The organism is Winogradskyella eckloniae, from assembly GCF_013249045.1.
Classification (GTDB): Bacteria; Bacteroidota; Bacteroidia; order Flavobacteriales; family Flavobacteriaceae; genus Winogradskyella; species Winogradskyella eckloniae.
Genome location: NZ_JABRWP010000002.1, coordinates 359,784 through 376,557, shown reverse-complemented (window position 1 = coordinate 376,557; position 16,774 = coordinate 359,784). Strand labels below are relative to the sequence as shown.

Annotated in this window: 10 protein-coding genes; 5 read left to right on the top strand and 5 right to left on the bottom strand. The window is 34.9% G+C overall.

What is annotated here, in order from left to right:
* Positions 1 to 143 precede the first annotated feature (143 nt).
* Positions 144 to 1,418 (top strand): argininosuccinate lyase, encoded by a 1,275-nt coding sequence (argH, locus tag HNV08_RS04585; RefSeq protein WP_173279988.1) that lies wholly within the window; start codon positions 144 to 146, stop codon positions 1,416 to 1,418.
* 119 nt (positions 1,419 to 1,537) lie between these two features.
* Here the strand turns inward: argH and HNV08_RS04580 are convergent, their stop codons facing one another.
* Together HNV08_RS04580 and gltB are read right to left on the bottom strand one after the other, a co-directional pair.
* Entirely contained in the window at positions 1,538 to 3,001 is a 1,464-nt protein-coding gene (locus tag HNV08_RS04580) for a glutamate synthase subunit beta (protein ID WP_173279987.1), read from the bottom strand.
* 83 nt (positions 3,002 to 3,084) lie between these two features.
* Positions 3,085 to 7,599, bottom strand: a complete 4,515-nt coding sequence (gltB, locus tag HNV08_RS04575; protein WP_173279986.1) for a glutamate synthase large subunit — start codon at positions 7,597 to 7,599, stop codon at positions 3,085 to 3,087.
* 440 nt (positions 7,600 to 8,039) lie between these two features.
* Here gltB and HNV08_RS04570 point away from each other — a divergent pair, with 440 nt between their 5' ends.
* From HNV08_RS04570 to HNV08_RS04555, 4 genes are all read left to right on the top strand, one after another.
* Positions 8,040 to 9,059: an outer membrane beta-barrel protein gene (locus tag HNV08_RS04570; RefSeq protein ID WP_173279985.1), complete on the top strand. Its 1,020-nt coding sequence runs from the start codon at positions 8,040 to 8,042 to the stop codon at positions 9,057 to 9,059.
* Between the two features lie 29 nt (positions 9,060 to 9,088).
* The gene (locus HNV08_RS04565) at positions 9,089 to 10,387 is read left to right on the top strand and encodes an ammonium transporter (protein ID WP_173279984.1); all 1,299 of its coding nucleotides are present in this window, start codon (positions 9,089 to 9,091) and stop codon (positions 10,385 to 10,387) included.
* Positions 10,388 to 10,654: 267 nt separating this feature from the next.
* The gene (locus HNV08_RS04560) at positions 10,655 to 10,993 is read left to right on the top strand and encodes a P-II family nitrogen regulator (RefSeq protein ID WP_173279983.1); all 339 of its coding nucleotides are present in this window, start codon (positions 10,655 to 10,657) and stop codon (positions 10,991 to 10,993) included.
* Positions 10,994 to 11,002: 9 nt separating this feature from the next.
* The gene (locus tag HNV08_RS04555; RefSeq protein ID WP_173279982.1) at positions 11,003 to 12,232 is read left to right on the top strand and encodes an ammonium transporter; all 1,230 of its coding nucleotides are present in this window, start codon (positions 11,003 to 11,005) and stop codon (positions 12,230 to 12,232) included.
* A gap of 141 nt (positions 12,233 to 12,373) precedes the next feature.
* Here the strand turns inward: HNV08_RS04555 and HNV08_RS04550 are convergent, their stop codons facing one another.
* The 3 genes from HNV08_RS04550 to leuD form a co-directional block, all read right to left on the bottom strand.
* Positions 12,374 to 14,953 carry a phosphoenolpyruvate carboxylase gene (locus HNV08_RS04550; protein ID WP_173279981.1) on the bottom strand — a complete coding sequence of 860 codons (2,580 nt, stop codon included), beginning with the start codon at positions 14,951 to 14,953 and terminating at the stop codon, positions 12,374 to 12,376.
* A gap of 3 nt (positions 14,954 to 14,956) precedes the next feature.
* A complete protein-coding gene (gene leuB, locus HNV08_RS04545; RefSeq protein ID WP_173279980.1) occupies positions 14,957 to 16,075 on the bottom strand; it encodes a 3-isopropylmalate dehydrogenase in 1,119 nt (372 codons plus the stop codon).
* A 66-nt stretch (positions 16,076 to 16,141) separates the two neighbouring features.
* On the bottom strand, positions 16,142 to 16,729 hold the full coding sequence (gene leuD, locus HNV08_RS04540) for a 3-isopropylmalate dehydratase small subunit (RefSeq protein WP_173279979.1): 588 nt from the start codon (positions 16,727 to 16,729) through the stop codon (positions 16,142 to 16,144).
* Between the last annotated feature and the right edge of the window lie 45 nt (positions 16,730 to 16,774).

Here is a 16,774-nt window from a genome sequence, read left to right as displayed (position 1 = left end):
ACAAAAAAGACAATAGACCTCGCAGGTTTTTAAAACCTTGCAGGTCTATATTAAAAATAAATTCCTGCCTTGTCAGGAATAACAAAGAATAAAAGTTTAACTAAAAATGAAGGCAGAGATTCCTGCCTTCGCAGGAATATATTATGAAACTTTGGGACAAAGGCTTTTCAATAGATAAAAAAATAGAATTATTTACAGTAGGTAATGACCGTGAAATTGACATGCATATTGCAAAATACGATGTGCAAGCCTCTTTAGCGCATGCCATTATGTTAGAAGCTATCGGAATTATTACTTCGGATGAATTAGAACAACTAAAATCAGGATTAAAGGTTTTAGCCAAATCTATTGAAGAAGGCACGTTTACTATTGAAGATACCTTTGAAGATGTACATTCTAAAATTGAACACGAGCTCACAAAAACTCTAGGCGACGTCGGAAAAAAAATCCACACCGCACGTTCTCGAAACGATCAAGTTTTAGTTGCGCTTCAACTTTACTATAAAGAAAACTTACAAATCATAAATGATAAAACGAAAACGTTTTTCGATACGCTTTTAGGCCTTGCAGAAACGCATAAAACAAAACTTTTACCAGGTTACACACATTTGCAGGTTGCGATGCCTTCATCCTTCGGATTGTGGTTCTCTGCTTATGCCGAATTATTAATTGATGATGTTTATGTCTTAAATGCCGTTTCAAAAATTACAGACCAAAATGTTCTAGGTTCGGCTGCTGGTTACGGCAGTTCATTTCCTATTGATAGAGCTATTACTACCAAAGAATTAGGATTTTCAACTTTAAAATACAATGTGGTTGCGGCGCAATTGAGCAGAGGAAAAAGTGAACGCGCCATTGCAAGTGCTCTAGGTGGCTTGTGTAATACCATGGCACGTTTTGCTATGGATATTTGTCTGTATATGAGTCAGAATTTTGGGTTTATTACGTTTCCAGATGAATTAACCACAGGAAGTAGCATTATGCCACATAAAAAGAATCCTGATGTGTTTGAATTAATTAGAGGTAAGTGTAATAAAATTCAGGCTTTACATTCTGAAATGTTATTAATCACAAATAATTTACCAAGTGGTTACCACAGAGATTTTCAATTATTAAAAGAAAACATCATCAACGCTTTTGAAGATGTGAAAGATATTTTAGACATCTTTACGTATTCTATTCAGCAAATCATTGTAAAAGATATTGACCTCAACGATGAAAAATACCAATACTTATTTACGGTAGACAGCATCAATAATTTAGTGGTTGATGGCATGAGTTTTAGAGAAGCGTATCAAAAAATTGGAAGCCAAGTACAAGCCGGAACCTACAAACCCGATTTAGGTAAAGAACACTCGCATATTGGGAGTATTCATAATTTGTGTTTGGACGCTATTAAAGCTAAGTTTCCTAAATAGAATCTTGCATCAGAACTTCAAGTAATAAAAAAAAGCATCTGTTTCCAGATGCTTTTACTTTCTACCCTAACAATAGACTTACCCTTAAAATTTTATAGTAGTAGAAATATGATATTAACTTATATCCCTACTAAATCGCCTTCTTCATTTTTAGTGGCTAAATCTGATTTACCCATCAAATAAATATCTACTTGACGCGCTGCTTCTCGTCCTTCTGAGATTGCCCAGACAATTAAGGATTGTCCTCGTCTCATATCTCCTGCCGTAAAAATATTAGGAATATTAGTTTGGTACTTACCGTAGTCCGCTTTATAATTAGAGCGCGCATCTCGATGTATTCCGAGCTTTTCTGCTAACGTTGCTTCTGGCCCAGTAAATCCAAGTGCCAATAAGGCTAAATCACATTTCCAAGTTTTTTCCGTACCAGCAATTTCGATTAACTTAGGACGTTCTCCTGGTACCATTTCCCATTCTACATTTACCGTTTTTAAGGCGGTTAACTTTCCTTTAGCATTGGTTACAAACTCTTTTGTGTTGATTAACCAGTTACGCTCTACACCTTCCTTATGAGACGTAGATGTCTTTAACTGCAATGGCCAATATGGCCAAGGTGTTGTTGGTGAACGATGTCCTGGTGGCTTTGGCATAATTTCAAAATTCACAACCGACTTTGCACCTTGACGATTCGATGTACCGATACAATCACTTCCTGTATCGCCTCCTCCTATTACAATAACGTTTTTTCCTGTTGCTAAAACTTGATCTTTTATCTTTTGCCCAAAAACAACCTTAGTTTGTTGCGTTAAAAAATCCATGGCTTGCACTACGCCATCTGCATCAATACCTGGTGTTGGCAAACTTCTTCTTTCGGTTGCACCACCACACAATACTACTGCATCAAACTTTTTTAATTCTTCGGCATCATAATTAACACCCACATTAACATTGGTTTTAAACACAATGCCTTCGGCTTCAAGAATCGCTAAACGACGATCTATGATCCCTTTTTCCATTTTAAAATTTGGAATACCATAGCGCAACAATCCTCCAATAGCATCATCGCGTTCAAAAACAGTTACGGTATGACCTGCTCTATTTAATTGTTGTGCCGCTGCCAATCCTGCAGGACCAGAACCAACGATAGCAATCGTTTTTCCTGTTCTTACTTTTGGTGGTTGTGGCTTTATCCATCCTTCTTTAAAAGCACGTTCCACAATATTTTTTTCAATATTTTCAATTGAAACCGGATCTTCTATAATACCTAATACACAGGCTTGCTCACATGGTGCAGGACACAAACGCCCTGTAAACTCCGGGAAATTATTTGTTGAATGTAATATCCAAGATGCTTTTTGCCATTCGCCTTGGTGAACCATATGGTTAAAATCTGGAATAAGATTACCTAGCGGACAACCACTGTGACAAAATGGAATTCCACAATCCATACAACGCGAACCTTGTTCGGTCATATCTTTATCCTTCAAAGGCACCGTAAATTCATTGTAATGTTTTACACGATCCTTTACTGGCTTATATGACTCATCTTTTCTTTCGAATTCTTTAAAACCTGTTACTTTTCCCATTTCTATTCCTGCGAAAGCTGGAATCTCTTCCTGACTTTCTAAATTTAAATTCTTATTATTTAACTCTTCAAAACAGCCTATTACTATGCTATTTCTAATTCTTCAACCATTTGCTCTTCTGTCTCTAAACGCTTTAAAGCACGTTTGTACTCCGTAGGCATTACACGCACAAAATGCTTCAAACTCGTTTCCCAATCTGATAATAAAGACTTGCCTAAATCACTGTTAGTGTATTTTACGTGATTCTCTATTATCGACTTTAACTCACTAGCATCTTTCTTTAGAATTTTCTCAAATTCTATAGTCTCAGTATTACATAAACCATTTTTAAACTTGTTTTCTGGATCATATACATACGCAATTCCGCCACTCATACCTGCAGCAAAGTTTCGTCCTGTTTTACCAAGAACAACCACTTTTCCACCTGTCATATATTCACAACAGTGATCTCCCACACCTTCTACAACTGCAGTGGCTCCTGAGTTTCTTACTGCGAAACGCTCACCAGCAATTCCATTAATATAGGCCTGACCTTCAACTGCTCCAAAGAGACATACATTACCAATGATAATATTATCTTCTGCTTTAAAATCTGCTTTTTCAGGCTTCTTAACGATTAGCTTAGCTCCAGACAAGCCCTTCCCTAAATAATCATTAGTATTCCCTTGTAGGTTGAACGTTAATCCGTGTGCTCCAAAAGCTCCAAAACTTTGACCAGCAGATCCTTCAAAATTGATGTTTAAGGTATCTTCAGGTAAGCCTAAATGTCCATAAATTTTTGAAATTTCATTACTTACAATAGCGCCTACAGTTCTATCTGTATTTTTTATTGGATAAGCCAGGTTCATTTGCTCCTTTCTATATAATGCGCGATGCGAATCTTTTAGAATTTTAAAATCCAACACATTATCTAAATTATGTTCTTGTCTTTCTGTATTCTTAACCGTCATTTTATTATAAACCTCTGGACGGTGTAAAATTGACGATAAATCTAAACCTTTAGCTTTGTAGTGATTGATAGCTTTATTCGCATTAATTTTATGCGTTTGACCAATCATTTCGGCCATAGACCTAAAGCCTAATTCTGCCATTATTCCTCTTAATTCTTCCGCGATATAATAGAAGAAATTAATCACATGCTCTGGTGTGCCTTTAAAGTTTTTACGCAATTCTTTATCTTGTGTTGCGATACCAACAGGACAGGTATTTAAGTGACACTTACGCATCATAATACAACCTGAAGCCACTAAAGGAGCTGTTGCAAAACCAAACTCTTCTGCACCTAACAATGCTGCAATAGCGACATCTCGACCGGTTTTTAATTGTCCATCACACTCTACAACAATTCTACTTCTTAAATTATTAAGCACTAAAGTTTGTTGCGCTTCCGCTAAACCAAGTTCCCAAGGTAAACCGGCATGCTTTAGTGATGTTAAAGGCGATGCTCCTGTTCCACCATCATAACCAGCGATAAGTACAACATCTGCTTTTGCTTTTGCAACACCAGCTGCGATAGTACCAACACCAACTTCTGACACTAATTTTACATTAATCCTAGCGTCGCGATTAGCATTTTTAAGATCATAAATTAATTGTGCTAAATCTTCAATAGAATAAATATCGTGATGTGGAGGTGGCGAAATTAATCCCACAAAAGGCGTTGAATTTCTTGCCGAAGCAATCCATGGTAATACCTTTTCTCCCGGTAATTGACCACCTTCTCCTGGCTTAGCACCTTGCGCCATTTTAATTTGAATCTCTTTAGCATTCGTCAAATAATGTGACGTAACACCAAAACGACCAGAAGCCACTTGCTTAATTGCAGAATTTCTACTATCGCCATTAATATCTGGCTGAAAACGTCTTCTATCCTCTCCACCTTCTCCAGAATTAGATTTACCTCCAATTCGGTTCATAGCAATGGCTAAATTCTCATGAGCTTCACGAGAAATAGATCCATAAGACATCGCTCCTGTTTTAAAACGCTTAACGATTTCCGTCCAAGGCTCTACTTCTTCAATTGGAATAGGATCTATATTATTAAATTCAAACAAACCACGAATGGTCATTAAATTTTTAGATTGCTCATTTATTGTTTTTGCATAGACATCATAACTTGCTTGATCACTTAAACGAACCGCTTGTTGTAATTTTGCTACAGTAGTTGGATTAAACAAATGCTTTTCTCCATTTCGTCTCCATCTGTAGTCACCACCAATATTTAATCCTAAACGTTTATCTAAAACATTACTAGGATACGCGTGTTGATAGCGCTTGTCTATCTCTTTTTCTATTTCATAAAGTCCAATACCTTCAATTCTTGAAGCCGTATACGGGAAATATTTTTCTACAAATTGTGAGTTAAAACCAACAATTTCGAATATTTGAGAACCTCTATAAGAACGCAATGTTGAGATTCCTATTTTGTTCATTACTTTAAGAATTCCTTTTCCGATGGCTTTGTTGAAATTATCGACAGCTTTCTGCTCGTCCATATCTGTAATGAAACCATCTGTCACTTGCATTCTGATAATTTCGTTAACCATATAAGGATTTACCGCTGAAGCACCATAACCAAATAAGGTTGCGAAATGATGTGGCTCACGTGGTTCTGCAGATTCTATAATAATATCGAAATAAGAACGCTTACGTAAACGGTTCATTTGATGACTCACATAAGAACAAGCTAATAATGGTGGTATTGGTGCCATTTCTTTGCTAACACCTCTATCTGATAAGATGATGATATTCGTTTTGCGCAATAAGGCTTTTTCAATTTGAACAATAATACCATCTAAAGCATCTTCTAAACCATTGAGTCCTCTATCTTTTTGATATAACATTTCTACAGTTTCGGCTTTAAAACCTTCCACTTGAATGTTTCTGATTTTTGCTAAATCGTCATTTGAAATTACAGGATTCTGAATTTTTAACTTTCTACATTGCCTTTCTGTAATGCTAAAAATATTTCTATCCTTACCTAAAGACAAACTAATATCGGTAACAATTTCTTCTCTAATACCATCTAATGGCGGATTAGTTACTTGAGCAAATAATTGTTTAAAGTAGTTAGAAATTAACTGTGGTTTATTAGATAAAACCGCTAAAGGTGTATCGATTCCCATAGAACCTAAAGCTTCTTTCGCCTTCTGCGCCATAGGCGTGATCACCTCTTGGATGTCTTCGTATGTATAATTAAATAGACGCTGTCTCGTTTTGATATCAAGCGTTTCAATAGGACAAGTTTCTCCAGTATACGGAATATCTTTTAAGTGCAATCTTGTTTTATCTAACCATTCTTGGTAAGGTCTTTCTTTAACAATCTTACTTTTTATTTCTTCGTCATTAATAATACGACCTTGATTCATATCTACCAAGAACATCTTACCAGGCTCTAAACGACCATGGCTTTCTACATCTTCTGGATCGATGTCAACGACTCCTATTTCAGAAGACATTATTAATTTACCACTTTTGGTAACCGTATATCGTGATGGTCGTAACCCATTTCTATCTAAAAGCGCACCTATATAATTACCATCTGTAAAAGGTACAGATGCTGGTCCATCCCATGGCTCCATAATACAAGCATTGTAATCGTAAAATGCTTTACGCTCTGGTGACATGGTTTTGTGTTTTTCCCATGCTTCAGGAATCATCATCATCATCACTTCTGGCAAAGAACGTCCTGTATGTGTCAATAATTCTACCACCATATCCATAGATGCAGAATCTGACTTTCCTGGTAATATGATTGGAAATAATTTATCAATTTGAGGACCGAAGACATCACTTTTCATGATTTCTTCACGTACACGCATTCTACTCACATTTCCTCGAAGGGTATTGATTTCACCATTCTGACACATGAAACGGAAAGGTTGCGCCAATTCCCATGTTGGCATCGTATTGGTAGAAAATCGCTGGTGCACTAATGCTAAACGCGTTACTAAATCGTCTTCTTGTAAATCTTTATAATAAGGCCCTATATCTTCTGGCATAATAATACCTTTATATATAAGTGTATTCATAGACAAACTAGACACGTAAAAATAAGAGCTTTGAGACATCTTAGAATTTCTAACTGTATGCTCTGTAATCTTACGCGCTGCATAGAGTTTTGCATTAAAATCTTTTTCAGAAACCTCATTAGATTTACCAACAAAAAGTTGCTCAATATTAGGCTCAGAAGCCAAGGCAATTTCACCTAACTGAGTAGAATCTACAGGAACTTCCCTCCACCCTATTACGGTTAATCCTTGTGCAATAATTTCTTTCTCAAAAGTGTCCTTACAAAACTTATATTGGTTCCTATTTTTTGGTAAGAAAACCATACCTACAGCATACTTCCCTTTTACCGGAACTTTGAAACCACAAACACGCTTAAAATAAGCATGAGGAATATCTATTAAAAGGCCTGCACCATCACCCGTTTTTCCATCCGCACTCACACCACCTCGATGCTCAAGTTTTACTAGTATTTCTAGGGCATCATGTATAATTTGATTAGTCTTCTCACCCTTTAAATTACAGATGAATCCTGCACCACAATTTTCATGTTCAAATTCTGGTAAATAAAGTCCTTGTTTCTTTAACATAAATTAGAAAAATTTTAAAGGTTTTTACACCTTATTTAAGCTCTAAGATATATTCAAAAAATTTATTAAAAAAATAGTTGAATCAGTTTTGGCATATCGATAGTAAAGTCCATTTTGAATGAAAATCTTTCAATAATATCGAAATATACTACTAATAAGTCAATGAAAAATACTCAACAATTCTCCTTATTTCTTGCGAAAACGATTTCAAAACGATTCAACTATTAGAAATAATATATCAATTTGCACATTTTTATACATTTTATTAAAAATCGAATTATTGAATTTATAAAAAAAACGCAATAAAAAATTTTAACCCTAAAATTTAAGGGGTCTAAAATTGTAAATCCGTAAAAATTACAATTTTACCCCAAATTAATACAGGGTGTTACTAAAGATTATATAGATTTGACCCGAACTAACTATTATAAATATATATCATGAAAAAAATTTTCACATTAACATTACTATTAATGTCAATAGTATTAACAGCACAAGAAACTGAGTCTACAGAAGAGACCAAATCTTTTTCACTTAGCGGAAGTGTGGATGCTTATTATCAAACTTACCTAACTACATCTGATGATTCTGGACAATCATACGGAACTGCTTTTGCTGACCAAACTGGATTTGCATTAGGTATGGGTAACTTAATTGCCAGTTACGAAAGTGGCAAAGTAGGTGCTGTACTTGATTTAGTTGTAGGACCAAGAGGTGCTGGCGCAACTTTTAGCGATGATATTGTTGACGGTATTGTAAACCAAGCTTATGCTTATTGGAATGTCTCAGAAAGCACTACTTTAACTATGGGGCGTTTTAATACATTTTTAGGATACGAAGTAATTGCTCCTGCAGCTAACTTTAACTACAGTACTTCTTATTTATTTTCTCATGGACCATTCTCTCATTTAGGTTTAAAAGCTGATTTTGCTCTATCTGATGATTTTAGCTTAATGCTTGCTGTGATGAATCCTTGGGATACTAACAATACATCTACAACTGGAGAATATTCATTTGGCGCTCAATTAGGATATTCTGGTCAATACTTAAATTTATACTACGACAGCGGAAATAACGGTGGCTTAGGTTTTGAAATTGACTATACTGGTGGATTTGATCTTTCTGACGATTTTTTCTTAGGAATCAACGCAGCATATAACGACAATGATGGTAGCGGTTTTTACGGAGCAGCTTTATACCCACAATTTGCCACTTCTGACGATTTCAGCATTGGATTAAGAGGAGAGTATTTTGGATACCACGACAAAGACCTAGATGATTTACCAAGTGTATTTGCTACTACTCTAACAGGAAGCTACACTGTAGAAAGCAATTTAATTATTAAGCCAGAAATCAGATTAGATTCTTGGAGCAATTGGGACAATAGATTTTTTGATGCAGACGGTGAAGATGCAAGTAGTTTAGCTGCCTTTACTTTAGCTGCTATCTATACGTTCTAACCAAACAATATTAACTAACACTAACTATTATGATACCTAATATTTTATCAATTCTCCCAAATCTTATCGCAGTACAAGATGCTGCTGAACCTACCGAAATTGAAGCTGCTGTTGCTGCTATAAATGGGGACATGGGAATGCTCTGGATGCTAATATCAGCAATCTTAGTATTCTTTATGCAAGCAGGTTTTACACTTGTAGAAACTGGAATGACACGTTCTAAAAACGCAGCCAACATTGCAATGAAAAACCTATTAGACATTTGTGTTGGATCCCTAACATACTGGCTTGTAGGATACTCATTAATGTACGGAGACACTTCTAATGGATGGTTTTTCTGGAGTGGATTAATGCAAGGAGAAGGTGCTGATTTATTATTCCAAACGATGTTCGCAGCAACTGCAGCAACTATTGTCTCTGGAGCAATTGCAGGACGAACAAAATATTCTACTTATGCTATATTTTCAATTATAATGACTGCTCTTATTTACCCAATCGCTGGTGGATGGCAATGGCAAGGGTCTGGTTGGTTAACTAACCTTGGATTCATTGATTTTGCAGGATCATCTATTGTACACTCTGTAGGTGGATGGGCAGCTTTAGTTGCAGCATACATGGTAGGACCTAGAATTGGAAAATTTGTTGATGGAAAAGTGGTAGCAATACCTGGACACAATCAAATACTAGCTACTTTAGGTGTATTTATCCTTTGGTTAGGATGGTTCGGTTTTAATGGTGGTTCTCAATTAGCTTGGGGTGGTGCAGACGCCATCGGTGCTTCTAATGTTGTCTTAGTTACAAATTTAGCAGCAGCAGCAGGTGGTCTTGGTGCTTTAATAACAACCTGGATATGGTACGGTAAACCAAATCTACCACAAACTTTAAACGGAGCTTTAGCTGGTTTAGTAAGTATTACAGCAGGATGTGGAAACATGTCTGCAATAGGTGCTGTATTTGCAGGTCTTATTGGTGGTGTGATTGTGGTATTCTCAATAGAATTTATTGAAAAGAAATTAAAAATTGATGACGCTATTGGTGCAGCATCTGTACATGGTGTTGCTGGAGCATGGGGAACATTAGTTATCGGTCTTTGGGGAATTAACGGAGAAGAAGGCATTGGATTATTCAATGGTGGTGGATTCGGACAATTAGGCACACAAGCTATAGGTGTCTTAGCTTACGCTGTTTGGTCTGTTGTCTTATCTTTTATTATTCTTAAAATTTTAAAATCAACAATGGGTCTTCGAGTTACAAAAGAAGAAGAAACAGTTGGTCTTGACCTTTCTGAACATGGGGAAATTGCATACCCAGGAAAAAGAGAAAGATAATACCTTATTATATAGGAGTTTTATTCATTCTATATTAATTTAAATGATTAGATAAAAAACCTTCAAAGTTTTACACTTTGAAGGTTTTACTTTTTAAATAGCCTTTATAAAAACCCTAATAAGAATAAAATCTAATAGATACTAAATTTTTTGGGGAATAAAATAAAATATTCACAAAAATTTAACTTAAACCCTAAAATATTATAGGGTGTACATAAAGATTATATAAATTTGTTTCTTAACTAAGTAAATTTTAAATTTTTTTTTATGAAAAAAGTTGAAGCTATTATTAGAAAATCAAAGTTTTCTACAGTAAAAAATGCATTGCACGATGTAGGTGTAAATTTCTTTTCGTACTGGGACGTTACAGGGCTCGGAAACGAAAAAGAAGGTCATGTATACAGAGGTGTCTCTTATAGTACTAGTGACATACAAAGACGTTATTTGTCGATTGTTGTTAATGACGATTTTGAAGAGATAACCGTAAAAACCATTATAGATGCTGCATCTACAGGTGATGTTGGCGATGGTAAAATCTTTGTATCACATATTGATGAATGCTATAGAATTCGCACAGGAGAAAAAGGAGGCAACACTTTAAAATAATAACTAACTATGGAATTACTTACAACAAATAATGTATGGATGATGATCTGTACAGCACTCGTATTCTTTATGCATATGGGTTTTGCGTTTTTAGAAATTGGTTTAACGCGTCAAAAAAACACTATAAACATTTTATTTAAAAATATTTTTATCATCACTGTTGGTCTACTTCTTTATTGTTTAGTAGGATTCAACCTAATGTATCCAGGAGATTTTAATGGATTTATTGGATTTGCTGGATTTGGCTTAGATGCTCCTATGGTAGATGGTGCTCTAGACCTCACTTATAACGAAGGCTATACCTATTGGACAGATTTCTTATTTCAAGGTATGTTTGCCGCAACAGCAGCAACAATTGTATCTGGTGCAGTAGCCGAACGTATGAAAATTGGACCATTCTTAATTTTTACCGTTTTATATGTAGGCTTTATCTACCCAATAGCAGGTTCTTGGAAATGGGGAGGTGGATTTTTACAAACACTTGAAACGCCATTTTACGATTTCGCTGGTTCAACCTTAGTGCACTCTGTTGGTGGCTGGGCAGCATTAGTCGCAGTATTTCTTTTAGGATCAAGAATTGGTAAATTTAAAGACGGAAAGCCGCAAGCTATTCCTGGACACAATATCCCTTTAGCAACTGCTGGTGTATTAATTCTATGGCTAGGTTGGTTTGGTTTTAATGGTGGTTCTGTATTATCTGCAGACCCAACTTTAACATCATTAACATTAGTCACAACATGTTTAGCTGCCGCTGCAGGTGGTGTAGTTGCTGCCCTAGTTTCTACTTTACGATATAAAAATTTAGATTTAACAATGTTCCTTAATGGTATTTTAGGTGGTCTTGTAGGAATTACAGCTGGTGCTGACCAAATGAGCCCAACGGATGCCATATTAATTGGAGCAATTGCAGGTGCCATTATTGTATTTGCTGTAGCTCTTATTGACAAACTTAAGCTAGATGATCCAGTAGGTGCTATAGCGGTACATTTAGCATGTGGAATTTGGGGAACTTTAGCTGTTGGTATTTTTGGTGAATTAGCAAGTGTTTCTCAATTTGTAAGCCAACTAATTGGTGTAGCATCTTATGCTGTAATTTGCATAATTTCATCTTTCATAATTATATTTACGCTGAAAAAAGTAACCGGAATTAGAGTATCTGAACGCGAGGAATTAGAAGGTCTAGATGCACACGAGCATGGTATGGATGCTTATCCTGATTTTAGATTAAACGAACATTAATTACAATGCGTCGTCAAACTCAAATTTAGTGAGGTAATAACCAAAACCCCTCGTAGTCTTCTACGAGGGGTTTTTATTTAAATTAAAAAAAGTCTGCAGAGATCAACTCTACAGACTTTTATTCTTTACTACAGTTTTTTTTTAAGCCGAATTACGACTAGCGTTGATATTACCAAATAAAGAACGCGTTACCATATTAGCAAATATTTTAATTTGCTCCTCATCCCTTACCTCAGCTTTTTCAAGTTCTTGAATTTTCTTTAAGGCATATTGCTGAATAGTTAATAAAGGCAATACAATAGATTCTCTAACGGCAATTGAAGCTTTACCCGAAGGTTCTTCTTGCATCAATTCTGAATAGCCTGTTAGCTTTAAAATCAGTCGCTTTGAAGTTTCGTATTCTTCATAAATAAGATTCCAAAATTCACCGTACTCTTTATCTTCAGACATGTAACGTGTTAAATCAAAGAATGACTTTGACAAGGACATCATGCTATTTTCAATTAAAGTTTTGAAGAAGCTTGAGGTTTTAAATAAATGCTGAACTTTTTCAAATTCATTGGAATCTTCATAATGTTTTAGCGCTGTCCCTACACCAAAAAATCCAGGAACATTTTGCTTTAATTGACTCCAAGAACCTACAAAAGGAATCGCTCTTAAATCTTCAAACACCAGTCCTTCTGACTTCCCTCTTTTTGATGGCCTACTACCTATATTTGTTTTTGCATAGTATTTTAAAGTACTCATATGCTCTAAATAGGAAATAAATTTAGGATGTGCTTTAAATTCTGAGTACGCCTTATAGCTTCGTTCTGACAAATCAGTCATTACTATTCTATTTTCAGGATCCATACTTAAATCAGAATCACTCAAACTATTACCAATACCAGAACTAATTAATTGTTCTAAATTGTATTGTGAAGACTCCAAGGTTCCGAAATTTGAACTAATGGTCTGTCCTTGTATCGTTAATTGTACTTCTTTATCTTCAATTGTTGGGCCTAATGATGCATAAAAATTATGTGTTTTTCCACCACCTCTTGCTGGTGGTCCTCCACGTCCATCAAAAAATATCACTTTTACACCATATTCTCGAGACACTCTTGTTAAATTTTCTTTTGCCTTATAAATTGCCCAATTAGCCATTAAATAACCACCATCCTTAGTTCCATCACTAAAACCTAACATTATGGTTTGGTTATTTCCTCTACTTTTTAAATGCGCTGCATATTCTGGATTAGAATACAACTCCTCCATAACTTTTGGCGCATTTTCTAAATCGGTAATAGTTTCAAATAACGGTCCTATATCAACAGTTAATTGATCTTGAAATGCCACCAACTTTAACATTGCAAATAATTGCATTACATGTAAAGTGGTTTGATTATTACTAATTATATAGCGATTTGCAGCTTGCTCTCCATTGGTATCTTGGATAGTCTTAATTACCTGCATGGTTTTCAAGGCTTTTAAAGTCTCTTCGTCCTTTACTAAAGACAAATCAACGGAACCTTCTACTGTAGACAATATTTTTATTTGCTCATTCTCTGACAACTCAAAATAGTCTTTAGGAAAAACATCACTTCCACTATCAATCAATGCATTGACCATGTCATTGAAAAACTTTTCATGCTTTCTACTATCTTGTCTGATATCTAAATTCGCAAAATGAAAACCAAACAAATGTGTTTTATTTATTAAACTATTAACCTCTTCTACATATAAGGACTGATGCTTATCGATAATAGTTTGTTTTACAGCTTTTAATTCTGAAACAAAATATTCTAAGGTCAAACTAGAGGTTTCGTTCGTAACAATATTATACAATTCGCGCTCTAGATTAGCCATTCTATCTTCAACACCTTGAAACGTTAATTTTCGCTTTAGCTGTCTTACATTTCTGTAATAATTCTTAATTATAGACAAGCGCAATCTATTGGCCACTTTTAATGTGATTTCTGGTGTTACAAACGGATTACCATCTCTATCACCTCCTGGCCAAAAGCCTATATTGATAATATCATTATCGACTTGCTCACCATCAAAAATATTTTGCTGTATGTAATCAAAAATACTTCCAAACGACTTATAAAATACGTTTTCTAAATACCATATTAAACTGATGGCTTCATCCAATGGCGAAGGTTTTTCATGTTTAAAAAATGGTGTTTTACCCAGTTGCGCTAATAAGTCATTTATTCTTAATAAATCATTCTCTCTAATAGCCTCTGTTAAATCTGTAATTATACCTAAAACAGATCCTGGATAAAATTGAGTTGGGTGTGCTGTGAGTACAATTCTTACCTTAAATTCTTCTAAATATTTACGAAGCAATTCCATTTTATCGTCGGCAGTAACTGTCTCTTTTAAGCTTCTTAAAGTACCTATACCATCCATATTATTTACCACTGGAAATGCAGCATCTTCAATGGCATCAAACAAAACCACCTGTCTTTCAATGTACTGAATAAATCTAAATAGCAAATTGATTTGACTCTGAGATGATCTTCGCCCTTGATATTTTTTAAAAAAAGTATCTACGATTGTTGTCGGGTCTTCTTGATTTGCAAATCCTTTTTGACAAGTTTCATGAAACAAAGGCAAAAGTGCTCCTGTTTTTGTTATTGTATCAAATGGTAATGTCATAAATATACTGTTGTATATTTGATATTTAGACAAAACATTTTGGTTAAAGCGTGTTAACTTTGGCTGTGTTGGCATGTTTTATATGATTGTGGATTGTCCTAAATGGATATTTTTAAAGTTTAGATTGGTGTCTTTAGGGTTAAATATAAAATCTTCTATAAAATCCCCAACGTTAGTTGTTGTCACTGTATCTATTGCCGTATTGATATCTGGCGTTGTAATATTTAATTTTAAAGATTTTTCTACCGCTAATCGAATCAGTTCGGCCTCATTATGCAAGCCAAAATGACTTAACAACATAGCCGCAGATAATATAGATGCAATAGGATTTGCAATACCTTTATTAGTCGCCTGTGGATAAGATCCGTGTATAGGCTCAAACATAGCATACTTATCACCTACAGAAGCTGACGCTAATAAGCCTATTGAACCTCCTATTACACTTGCTTCATCACTTATAATATCGCCAAACATATTTTCAGTTAATATAACATCAAATTGTTTTGGATTTAATATCATTTGCATGGCTGCGTTATCAACAAACAAAAAATCTAGTGCAACATCAGGATAATCCTCTGCTACTTCTTTTACAACTTTTCTCCATAATCTCGATGATTCTAGCACATTTGCTTTATCCACTAGAGTTACTTTATTATTTCTATGCTGTGCTGCAGCGAATGCTAAATGTGCAATACGCTCTATTTCATCTCGTGTGTATGCACATAAATCTGAAGCATAGTTCCCATCTTCTGACAATGCTTTTTCTCCGAAATAAATACCACTTGTTAGCTCTCTATAAATACAAATATCTGTACCTTCAATAATATTCTTTTTTAATGGAGACTTATCGAGTAACGTTTTGTAAGCTTTCACAGGTCTTATATTTGCAAACAAGCCCATTTCTTTTCTTAACTTAAGCAACCCTTGTTCTGGTCTTACAGGCGCTGAAGGGTCATTATCATACTTCGGGTCACCAATAGCTCCGAATAAAATAGCATCACTCTTTTTACATAACTCTAAAGTAGCATCAGGCAAAGCATCACCATGTTTATCTATAGCAATTGCACCTACATCAGCTGTTGTAAATTTAAAATTATGGTTAAACTCTGAAGCAATCGCCGTCAATGCCTTAATTGCTTGTTTAGTCACCTCTGGACCAATACCATCCCCTGGTAAAACTGCAATGTTTAATTTCATTAAAATATCTTTTTTATATCCGACATATCGGAAATTTTATTCTTTTGTTCTTCTAATTGTAGCAATCTACACACTTTGTTTTTCAAATGCTTCGATTTCTGCTTTTTTACTCAATAAATAATCAATATCGTCATATCCATTGATTAAGCACGTTTTTTTGTAGACGTCTATTTCAAAAGTTTCTGAAACACCCAATTCTTCTACAGAAATTGTTTGGTCTTCAAGATTAACTGTTAATTCTATCTGTGGATTGGACTCAATTTGCGCTAATAAGTCACTCAAAAAAGATGCTGAAACCTGAATTGGAAGCAACCCGTTATTTAAAGCATTTCCTTTAAAAATATCTGCAAAAAAACTAGACACAACTACTTTAAATCCATAATCTGTAATTGCCCAAGCTGCATGCTCTCTACTAGAGCCACAACCAAAATTATCTCCTGCAACTAAAATACTCCCAGAGTAATTTGTATCGTTAAGAACAAAATCTGTATTAATCGTTCCGTCTTTATGATATCTCCAATCTCTAAACACATTGTCTCCAAAACCTTTTCTATCTGTTGCTTTTAAAAATCGAGCAGGAATTATTTGATCTGTATCTACATTCTCAATATTTAATGGAATGGCTCTTGATTTTAATGTTGTAAATTTTTCCATCTCTTAGTTCCCACAAAAGTGGGAATCTCTTTTATAATTATATTT